This window comes from Actinospica acidithermotolerans (assembly GCF_018139625.1).
In the GTDB taxonomy this organism is placed as follows: Bacteria; Actinomycetota; Actinomycetes; order Streptomycetales; family Catenulisporaceae; genus Actinospica; species Actinospica acidithermotolerans.
The window spans coordinates 1-9,554 of the sequence record NZ_JAGSOH010000188.1 but is presented as its reverse complement, the minus strand read 5'-3'; the positions used below and the strand labels follow the sequence as shown (position 1 = coordinate 9,554).

At 74.8% G+C, this 9,554-nt stretch carries 11 protein-coding genes; 3 read left to right on the top strand and 8 right to left on the bottom strand.

Translation table 11 applies throughout. The features are described 5' to 3' along the window. A partial coding sequence (locus KDK95_RS32855; protein ID WP_212522259.1) for an asparaginase occupies window positions 1-935 on the top strand: 935 nt, incomplete at its 5' end. A gap of 30 nt (window positions 936-965) precedes the next feature. On the opposite strand, the gene KDK95_RS32850 is transcribed toward KDK95_RS32855, so the two are convergent. The 4 genes from KDK95_RS32850 to KDK95_RS32835 are packed head-to-tail and all read right to left on the bottom strand — an operon-like array spanning window position 966 to window position 3,982. Then, window positions 966-2,159: a pyridoxal phosphate-dependent aminotransferase gene (locus tag KDK95_RS32850; protein WP_212522258.1), complete on the bottom strand. Its 1,194-nt coding sequence runs from the start codon at window positions 2,157-2,159 to the stop codon at window positions 966-968. A gap of 27 nt (window positions 2,160-2,186) precedes the next feature. Then, window positions 2,187-2,705: a GNAT family N-acetyltransferase gene (locus KDK95_RS32845; protein ID WP_212522257.1), complete on the bottom strand. Its 519-nt coding sequence runs from the start codon at window positions 2,703-2,705 to the stop codon at window positions 2,187-2,189. 31 nt (window positions 2,706-2,736) lie between these two features. Next, window positions 2,737-3,522, bottom strand: a complete 786-nt coding sequence (locus tag KDK95_RS32840) for a dioxygenase family protein (protein ID WP_212522256.1) — start codon at window positions 3,520-3,522, stop codon at window positions 2,737-2,739. A gap of 49 nt (window positions 3,523-3,571) precedes the next feature. Then, window positions 3,572-3,982 carry an RNA-binding S4 domain-containing protein gene (locus tag KDK95_RS32835; protein WP_212522255.1) on the bottom strand — a complete coding sequence of 137 codons (411 nt, stop codon included), beginning with the start codon at window positions 3,980-3,982 and terminating at the stop codon, window positions 3,572-3,574. A 62-nt stretch (window positions 3,983-4,044) separates the two neighbouring features. On the opposite strand from KDK95_RS32835, the gene KDK95_RS32830 reads away from it, so the two are divergent. Then, window positions 4,045-4,698, top strand: coding sequence for a class I SAM-dependent methyltransferase (locus KDK95_RS32830; RefSeq protein ID WP_212522254.1), 654 nt, complete (start codon window positions 4,045-4,047; stop codon window positions 4,696-4,698). A 19-nt stretch (window positions 4,699-4,717) separates the two neighbouring features. On the opposite strand, the gene KDK95_RS32825 is transcribed toward KDK95_RS32830, so the two are convergent. The 4 genes from KDK95_RS32825 to KDK95_RS32810 all read right to left on the bottom strand — a co-directional run bounded on the left by KDK95_RS32825 (window position 4,718) and on the right by KDK95_RS32810 (window position 8,721). Further along, window positions 4,718-5,623: an arylamine N-acetyltransferase family protein gene (locus KDK95_RS32825; protein ID WP_212522253.1), complete on the bottom strand. Its 906-nt coding sequence runs from the start codon at window positions 5,621-5,623 to the stop codon at window positions 4,718-4,720. Continuing rightward, window positions 5,620-6,783 (bottom strand): GH12 family glycosyl hydrolase domain-containing protein, encoded by a 1,164-nt coding sequence (locus tag KDK95_RS32820; protein ID WP_212522252.1) that lies wholly within the window; start codon window positions 6,781-6,783, stop codon window positions 5,620-5,622. Before KDK95_RS32820 ends, KDK95_RS32825 begins: the two co-directional genes overlap by 4 nt. 194 nt (window positions 6,784-6,977) lie before the next feature. Further along, the gene (locus tag KDK95_RS32815) at window positions 6,978-7,943 is read right to left on the bottom strand and encodes an ornithine cyclodeaminase family protein (RefSeq protein ID WP_212522251.1); all 966 of its coding nucleotides are present in this window, start codon (window positions 7,941-7,943) and stop codon (window positions 6,978-6,980) included. Between the two features lie 16 nt (window positions 7,944-7,959). Then, entirely contained in the window at window positions 7,960-8,721 is a 762-nt protein-coding gene (locus KDK95_RS32810; protein WP_212522250.1) for an IclR family transcriptional regulator, read from the bottom strand. 186 nt (window positions 8,722-8,907) lie between these two features. On the opposite strand from KDK95_RS32810, the gene KDK95_RS32805 reads away from it, so the two are divergent. Further along, the coding region (locus KDK95_RS32805; protein WP_443612928.1) for an amidohydrolase family protein at window positions 8,908-9,554 on the top strand (647 nt) is incomplete at its 3' end.

Genomic DNA, 9,554 nt, shown 5'->3' with positions numbered 1-9,554 from the left:
GGGCCGGGGCGGGGGTCGTGGCCCGGCTCGGCGGCGCCGACCTCGCCGCGGACGTCCCCGGGCTCGCGGAGACCGGCGTGGCGCTCAGGGTCGAGGACGTCGAGCGGGTGCCCAGCGCCGACCTCACGTTCGCGCAGGTGCTGGACCTGGTCGCGCGCGCGTCGGCCGCGGTGCGGGCCGGGGCGCGCGGGGTCGTGGTGACGCAGGGCACCGACACGCTGGAGGAGAGCGCCTTCCTCGCCGACCTGGTGTGGCCGCACGCGGAACCGCTGGTGCTGACCGGCGCGATGCGCAACCCGACCCTCGCCGGCCCCGACGGGCCCGCGAACCTGCTCGCCGCCGTCACCGCCGCCGCCGAGCCGGCCGTGCGCGGGCTCGGCGCCGTGGTCGCGTTCAACGACGAGCTGCACGCCGCGCGCTGGGTCCGCAAGCAGCACGCCACCAGCACCGCCACGTTCGTCTCCCCCGACGCCGGCCCCGTCGGCCGTCTCGAGGAGGAGCGGGTGCGGATCCTGTCCGTCCCGCCGCGCCGTACCGCGCTGCCGGTCCCGGCCCCCGCGGACCTCGCCGCCGCGCGGGTGGCGCTGCACACGGCGGTCCTGGACGAGCAGGGCGACGAGCTCGACGGGATCGCCGAGCGCTACCGCGGGCTGATCGTCGCCGGGCTCGGCGTCGGGCACGTCACCCGCCGGCTGGTGCCCGCGCTCGCCGGGCTCGCCGAGCTGATGCCGGTCGTGCTCACCTCCCGCGCCGGCGCCGGCCCCGTGCTGCGGCACACCTACGGCGCGCCCGGCTCCGAGATCGACCTGCAGAACCGGGGCCTGATCAACGGCGGCCTGCTGCACCCGTACAAGGCGCGCATCCTGCTGCGGCTGCTGCTCGCCTCGGGCGCCGGCCGGGAGCGGATCGCCGCCGCGTTCGCCGAGCACGGCTGAGCCCCCGCCCGGGACGGAAGGGGCGGCGGGCTAGCGCGCCGCGAGGGCCTTGAGCCGCCCGGCGGCCTCGGTCAGCACTTCGGGCCGCTTGCAGAACGCGAACCGCACGTACGGCGCGCCCTGCTCGCGGTGGTCGTAGAAGACCTGGCTGGGGATCGCCACCACCCCGGCGCGGTGCGGCAGCGCGCGGCAGAACGCCTCGCCGTCCGCGCCCTCGGCGCCGGGCAGGCCGAGCGGGCGGATGTCGGCGGTGATGAAGTACGTGCCCTGCGTGCGCATCACCCCGAACCCGGCGTCCGCCAGCGCCGCGGCGAGCAGGTCGCGCTTGGCCTGCAGGTCCGCGGTGAACGACGCGTAGTACTCGGCCGGCAGCGCGAGGGCCTCGGCGACCGCGTACTGGAACGGGCCCGAGCTGACGTAGGTCAGGAACTGCTTGGCCGCGCGCACCGCGGCGGTCAGCTCGGGGCTCGCGCACACCCAGCCGACCTTCCAGCCGGTCACCGAGAACGTCTTGCCGGCGGAGGAGATCGACACCGTGCGCTCCCGCATGCCGGGGAACGTGGCGAGCGGGATGTGCGCGCCGCCGTCGAACACCAGGTGCTCGTAGACCTCGTCGGTCACCGCGTACAGCTCCCGCTGCGCGCACAGCTCGGCGATCGCGGCCAGCTGCTCGCGCGGCAGCACGGTGCCGGTCGGGTTGTGCGGGGTGTTGAGCAGGATCAGCCGGGTCCGGCCGGTGACGGCGGCGCGCAGCTCGTCGAGGTCGAGGGCGAAGCGGTCGCCGTCCGGGCGCAGGGTGACCGGTACGCGGCGGGCGCCGGCCATCGCGATGCACGCGGCGTACGAGTCGTAGTACGGCTCGAGCGCGATGACCTCGTCGCCGGGTTCGAGCAGGCCGAGCAGCGCGGCCGCGATCGCCTCGGTCGCGCCCGCGGTCACCAGCACCTCGCGCTCCGGGTCGTAGTCGAGCCCGTAGGCGGCGCGCTGGTGGCCGGCGATCGCGCGGCGCAGCTCCGGGACGCCCGGCCCCGGCGGGTACTGGTTGCCGCGGCCCTCGGCGATCGCGCGCCGCGCGGCCTCCAGCACCTCGGCGGGCCCGTCGGTGTCCGGGAAGCCCTGGCCCAGGTTGATCGACCCGGTCTCGGCCGCCAGCTGCGACATCTCGGCGAAGATCGTGGTGCCGAACTCGGCGAGGCTGCGGTTGAGCGCGGGGCGGGCGGTCATCGAGGGCTCCTTACTCGGACGCGGTGGTCACAGCGTAGCGGCGGGGACGGTGAAGGAGATCCACGCGTTCGGCGGCATCTGCGGCCTCGGCGCGGGCCGGTGCTCCAGCACCCAGCCGTCTCCGCCGGCCGCCTGCGCCAGGCGCGGCCAGAACGCCGACGCCGCGGTGTTCGCGTCCTGGAAGGCCACCTCCCACGTGCCGGGGCGGCGCCGGACCACGTCGAGGGCCGCGGCGAGGCCGTAACCGCGGCGGCGGGCGGCGTTGACCAGGAAGAACGAGTTCAGGATGATCGGCCCGGGCCCGGTCAGGTTGCGCACGAACGCGAACCCGACGGGATGCTCCCCGAGGTGGAAGAGGTAGGCGGCCCAGGCGGGGTCGTCGGCGAGGACCGCGTGCAGCCAGTCGGCGCGGAACGCGCCGTCCGGGCGCGGAAGCTCGCCGGAGAACGCCGTCATGTCGTGCCGGAACAGCAGGAAGAGGCGTTCCAGCGCGGCGCGGTCGGTGGGGTCGCAGGCCTGGGCGGGGCGGATGGCGAAATCAGTCACACCATCTCCTATCACGCGCGGCGGATCGGCTTCACCCCAATTGGATCGAGCGCTTGGCCAGGCCGCTCCAGAACCCGTCGATGACGCTGCGCTGCGTGTCCAGCTCGCCCTCGGCGGCGCCGAGTGTGACGAACAGCGGCGCGAAGTGCTCGGTGCGCGGGTGGGCGGCGCGCGCGGCCGGGGCCTTGTGCTGGAAGTCGAGCAGCGCGTCGAGGTCGCCGGCGGCCAGCACCTCCCGGCCCCACGCGTCGAACTCGGTCATCACCGAGGCCACCGACCCGTCGCGGGTCAGGGCCCGCAGGTTGTGCGTGAAGAAGCCGCTGCCGACGATCAGCACGCCCTCGTCGCGCAGCGGCGCGAGCCTGCGGCCGACCTCGTAGAGCTCGGCCGGGTCCAAGCTCGGCAGCGAGATCTGCAGCACCGGCACATCGGCGTCCGGGTACATCTCCACCAGCGGCACGTACGCGCCGTGGTCCAGCCCGCGATCGGGCACGTCCTGCACCGGCCGTCCCGCCGCGGTGAGCAGCTTGCGCACCTGCGCGGCGAGCGCGGGGGCGCCCGGCGCCGGGTAGGTGACCCGGTAGTAGCGCTCCGGGAAGCCCCAGAAGTCGTAGACCAGCGGGACCGTCTCGACCGCGCCGAGCGCGAGCGGCGCGTCCTCCCAGTGCGCGGAGACCATCAGGACCGCGCCCGGCCGCGGCAGGCCGGCCGACCACGCGGCGAGCTGGCCCGGCCAGAGCGCGTCGTCGGCCAGCGGCGGCGCGCCGTGGCTCAGGTAGATCGCCGGCATCCGCACGTCAACACTCGACTCGCCCATACCCGGGGCAAGGCGGGCCGGGCCGCGGGTTATTCCCGCCGGCTCCGGACTATCGCCCGCGCAGCCGATCCACCTCGCGCCGCTCCCGCTTCGTCGGCCGTCCCGCGCCGCGGTCCCGGATCGCGGTCGGCCCGGCGTACTCGCGCGCCGGGGGCGGCGGGCTCTGGTCGAGGTAGCACTCGGCGGCGACCGGCGGGCCGACGCGCTTGGAGATCAGCCTCGTGACCGTCACGATCCGCTCCCAGCCGTCCGAGCGGCGCACCCGCACCTGGTCGCCCACCTTCAGCGCCTGCGCGGGCTTGACCTTCTCCCCGTTGACCCGCACGTGCCCGCCCTTGCAGGCGTCCGCAGCCTGCGAGCGCGTCTTGGCCAGCCGCACCGACCAGATCCACGCGTCCAGCCGCACACTGGCGCCCGCGCCGCCGGCGTTGCCCGCAGTCCCCGTCCCGTTCTCGGCCATGGTCACGACGGTAGCGGAAACTCCCGGGGCCGAACGCGGAATATCGCGTAGCCTCACGGTTCATGGACTGGAACGCCTGGCACGACAAGTACGACGACCCCTCCTCGGACTACGCGCAGCGCCTCGGCGTGGTGCGCGAGCGCATCCGCGACGCCCTCGACACCGCGCCGCCGGGGCCGCTGCGCGCGATCAGCCTCTGCGCGGGCCAGGGCCGGGACCTGATACCGGTGCTCGCGCAGCACCCGCGCGGCCGCGAGGTGCACGCCCGCCTGGTCGAGCTCGACCCCGGCAACTCCGAGCGCGCCCGCGAACTGGCGGCGCAGGCGGGCCTGGAGAACGTCGAGATCGTCACCGGCGACGCCTCGCTCACCGACCACTACCTCGACCTGGCGCCCGCCGACCTGGTGCTGGTGTGCGGCGTGTACGGCAACCTGCGCCCGGCCGACATCGAGAACACCGTCGCGACCTGCGCCGCGCTGTGCGCCACCGGCGGCACCGTCATCTGGACGCGCGGCCGCATGCCCGAGCCGGCCGTCGCCCCGCAGATCGCCGCCTGGCACGAGCAGCACGGCTTCGAGAAGGTCTGGCTGCAGGAGCCCGAGTTCCAGATGTGCGTCGGCGCCTACCGGTACACCGCGGCGCCGAAGCCCCTCGAGCCGGGCGTGAGCATGTTCGAGTTCGTCGGCTACGACGTGCTCTACCCCCGCCCGGCCTGACCGGGCCGCCCGGTCCGGCTCAGCTTCCGGATCCGGCCGTCGCGGCGCGGTCGGCGAGCCACTGCTCGTGCGCCGCGACGACCCGGTCCCACAGCTTCGCGCGCTCGGCCTCGTCCACGTCCGGCAGGTGCAGGCCGTAGACGTCGGCGAGCAGCTCGTACCAGGAGGACCGGGACTCGATGAGCTCCTTCGTCGTCCCGCCGCCGTCTATCCGGTACAGCACCCGGCCGCGCAGCACGTCGGCGCCGTGCGCGTGCCGGCGCCCCGCGACCGCCGCGCGCACGAAATCCGAGTCCGGCGAGGTGGACAGCCGCAGGTGGGCGTCGGCAAACGCGCCCGGCCCGACCGGCTCGGGCGCGAAGACCATCGAGGTGAACGACTCCTGCGCCGGATCGTGCAGGAACCGCCACCCGCCCGGGCGCCCGGCCCACGGCTCCAGGCCGTAGCTGAACGGGCCCTGCGCGACCAGGACGCCGGCCTCCAGCCGCATCGGCTCGTACGGCGCGTCGCCGAGCCCTGCGTCGACGAACCAGCTCCCGCCCTCGCACTCGACGGTCAGCACCTGGTGGTTGATCGTCAGATCTGTCGCGGCCTGGTCGTCGCGCGCGCCGCGCACCTCGCCGAGGTGCCGCGTCACGTCGAACCCGAGCGTCGCCAGCAGCGTTCCGAACGCGCCGTTGAGGTGGAAGCAGTACCCACCGCGCCCGCGCGCGATCCGGCCGATCGACTCGGCCGGATCGACCGTGGTCACGCGCCCGAGCTGGATCTCCAGGTTCTCGTAGGGGATCCGCTCCACGTGCGCGCGGTGCGCCGCGAACAGCCAGTCCGTGGTCGGGCGCGCGGGCCGTTCAAGTCCGAGCCTGGCCAGGTATCCGTCGATGTCGGCCGTGGGATCCGGCCGCACCGCGCCGCGTCGAGGAATCACACGGCCGAGCTTAACAACGGCGTCGGACGCGAAGCTCCGGATTTACTCGGCGCGGGACTCGGCGCGGGCGCCGCCGACGGGCTGTGGCCGGCGGTCGGATTCGCGGCGGGGGACGTACTCGTGCCGGTCGGCGGGGCCGGCGCGTGCGTCGCCGTGGCGGTCGTTGTCGCGGTCGCGGTTGCGGTCGCCGTGGCGCTCGCGGTCGCGCTCGCGGTGGGGGTGGTCGACGGCGTGGCCGTGGACGTCGGGGTCTGCGTGGTCGTGGGTGTGGGGCCGGCGGTCGTGGTCGGGGACGCGGTGGGCGACGGAGTCCCGGTCGGGGACGGCGACGGGGAACCGGTGCCGTTCGGGTCGACGTGCACGGCGAACGCGCTCGTCGCCAGGCCCACGCCGCCCTGCCAGAGCTCGAACCCGGCTTCGACGGAGACCAGGTAGCAGGAGTCGGAGATGTAGCCGCGGCTGACCGCGTCGCGCGTGATCGGGTAGAGGTCGAGGTTCGAGACCGATGTCGCAGGGGTCGTCATCTCGTAGCTGATCGTCGGCTCGGTGGTCTGCACGCCCTCCCACACCGTGTAGTTCGCGCCGCCCACGTCCACGTTCGTCGCCACGGCCGTGCCGTACGGCCGCACCGAGCCCTGGTGGCCGAGCCAGACCATCACCTCCGCGCAGTCCGGGGCGTTGTTGGTCGTCGCGGCCCTGTTGTACCAGACGTCGTACGCGACGTCGTACATGTTGCCGTCGCCGGTCGGCTGCGTGGTCGCCCAGCTGGTGGTCACCTCGCCCGGCGTCATGTCCGCCGCCTCGACCGGGTACGCGGCCAGACCGCCGGACGTGCACGAGCCCCAGTGGCAGCCCTGGTAGATCGACGGATAGCCGCCGGGCGCGCCGGGCGGGGTCGTCATGTCATTGGCGGCGACCGTGAAGTCGGCGTTGCCGTCGGTGGTGATGCACTCGTTCGCGTTCGAGTTCCACTCGTTGTTCTGCACGACGTACTCGCCGGCCGCGACCGACACGCGCTGCCCCCCGCACAGCGTCGTGGGATCGGCGCTCGCGCCCTGCGAGGGCAGCACCAGCATCGAGGCGGCCACGATCGCGAGCGCGCCGACCCCGGCCGCCACGCCGGCGACCTGCGGTCGCCGCGCTCGCCACTGGGTTCTCATGTACCGCCGCCTCGTCTGTTGATCACCGACTCTATGATCGGGACGGTAACCGCGGGGGCGGCACAATAAAACGCAGGTCCGGCGCGTCACGCTCGTACGTCACCCGAAGGACGGATGGCAGAGCGCGCAAACGGTACCTACACGTCGGCGTATCGCAGGCCTGCTCCGCGCGGGGCGCGCCGGGTGACGTGGTTTCACACCGCCAGGGCTGCCACCGCGACCGAGGCTGCGGCCACGTCCAGGGCGGCGTGCCCGGTCGACTTGAAGACCGTCAGCTCGGCCTGCGGGGCGCCGAGCGCGCCGCGGCCGGGGTGGGCGCCGTCGAGGACCGCGCCGAGCAGCGTCACGCGGCCGGGGTCGACACCCTGGAGTTCGTGGGCCCCGGCCGGCGGTGCGGCGGCCACGGCGCCGTCCCACTCGGCGAACAGCGCCGCGCCCGCGATCGTGGCGGCGTCCAGTTCCGGGCCCTGCGAGCCGCCGACGGATGAGATGTGCGTCCCCGGGGCCAGCCACTCGCCGAGTACGACGGGTTCGTGGGCACCCGTGCAGCACAGGACGGCGTCGGCGGCCCGCACGGCGGACTCGATCGAGGCGGCCCCGGCGACGCCGAACCGCTCGGACAGCGCCCTGACACGGTCCGGGTCCCGGCCCGCGACGGTGACCGACAGGTCCGGGTCGCCCGCGAGTTGGGCCAGGTGCGCGGCGGCGAGGGTGCCGGTGCCGACGACCGTGACCCGCCGCGCGTCCGGGCGCGCGAGCGCGCGGAAGGCGAGGATGGAGGTCGCGGCCGTGCGTATCGCGGTCAGCGGCTCGGCGTCGAGCACCGCGAGCGGGCGGCCGTCGCGCTCGTCGAACACGACGACCACGCCCCGGTGCGTCGAGCGGCCGGGACGCGCCGGGTCTGCGAACACTGTGATCAGCTTCGCGGCCAGGCCGAGGCCCGGCACGTACCCCGGCATCGCGCCGAGCAGCCCGGCCGTCGCGCGGGCCGCGATCCGCGGCGGGACCGATGCCTCGCCGCGCGCGACCGCCACCAGCGCCCGGGACAGCGCGGCGGTCAGCGCGGCGGAGTCGGACAGGGCCTTCTGCGTTCCCGGTGCGTCCAGTACGCGCACCGCGCCGCCCGGCGCCACGGCGTCCGAAAGATCCTCAGCGGGCATTCTCGACTCTCGCTTCCTAGTCGGCCTTGATCGCGCCGCGGAGCACGTCGCCCGCGAGCCTGTCGCACGCCCCGGCCAGGGTTCCCCGCAGCACCGTGAGCCGTGCGTCGTCGAATTCGTCGACGGGACCTACCAGCGTGAGCGCGCAGACCGGGGCGCCTCCAGGCTGGAGCGTCACCGCGCGGCTCACGGACGCGATCATCCGCTCGGCCCGGCCGCGCTGGACCGCGAACCCGTCCTGCGCGGCCCGCGCCAACGCGGCGAGCAGACCGCTCGGGCCCGCCAGCGCGGCCCCGTCCGCCTCCGCGACCCGCAGGTACGGCGCCCTGGCCGCCTCCTCCAGGACCGCGACCAGCGCCAGCGGGCCGGCGAAGCGGTGCACCGGCAGCAGCTCGTCGCGCAGATCGCTGATCATCGCCAGCCGCTCCGGGCGCACCACGTCCGCCACCCGCGACCGGTCCGCGGTCAGCACCTGCAGGTTCACCATCATGCCGGTTTGCGCCGACAGTTCCTCGAGCACCGGACGGCACAAACCCGCCAGCGAGTGCTCGGCCGCCGAGACCGAGACCCGCACGAGCACCGGGCCGGGCAGGTAGCGCTCGCCCACCCGCGTCACCCAGCCGCGCTCGACCAGATCGGCGAGCACGCGGTACGCCGTCGCCCGGTGCAGGTCCGCGCCCGCAGCCACCTCGGACAGCCGCACCGGCCCGGACGCCCCCGCCACGTGCTCGATCAAGGCCAGCGCCTTGCCGACGGCGGAACTCGCGGAAGCGGGCACGGTGCGATCCTCCAGGGTCGTCCCGGCACGCGCCGGACGGATGGGCTAGGGTGTCCGGCACACCGGGTGTTGCATGTATTGAAGCAGATGTTACGCAGGTTGCAACACCGCGGATCGAGAACCAGAGACTCCGACCACCGCGGACCGCCCCGCCCGGCGCGGCCGGCGGCTGAAGGGAAGGCACCCGTGATCGCGGCCTACCGCGGCGCCACGCTGCTCGACGGCACCGGCGCCCCCGCCCGACCCGCCACCACGATCCTCGTCGACGGCGAGCGCATCCGCCTCATCGCCCCGGACGCCGACGTGCCCGCCGAGCTGCTCGAGCTCGCCGACACCGTCGTCGAGCTCGACGGGCGCCACGTGATCCCCGGCCTGATCGACTCGCACCAGCACATCGCGACCCCGCCGGACCGGCCCACCGCCGAGGCCACCCTCGCCCGCGACCTCTACGGCGGGATCACCGCCACCCGCGACATGGCCGACGACCTGCGCCAGGTCTCCGACCTCGCCCGCGCCGCCCTCGTCGGCGAGATCCCCGCGCCCGACATCCACTACGCCGCGCTCATGGCCGGCCCCGGGTTCTTCGACGACCCGCGCACCTGGCAGGTCTCGCAGGGCGCGACGCCGGGCCAGGTCCCGTGGATGCAGGCCGTCGACGCGGGCACGGACCTGCCGCTCGCCGTCGCGATGGCCCGCGGCACCTACGCCACCGCCATCAAGGTCTACGCCGACCTGCCCGGCGAGACCGTCGCCGCGATCACCGCCGAGGCCCACCGGCAGAACATCGCCGTCTGGGCCCACGCCGCCGTCTTCCCCGCCACCCCCGCCCAGGT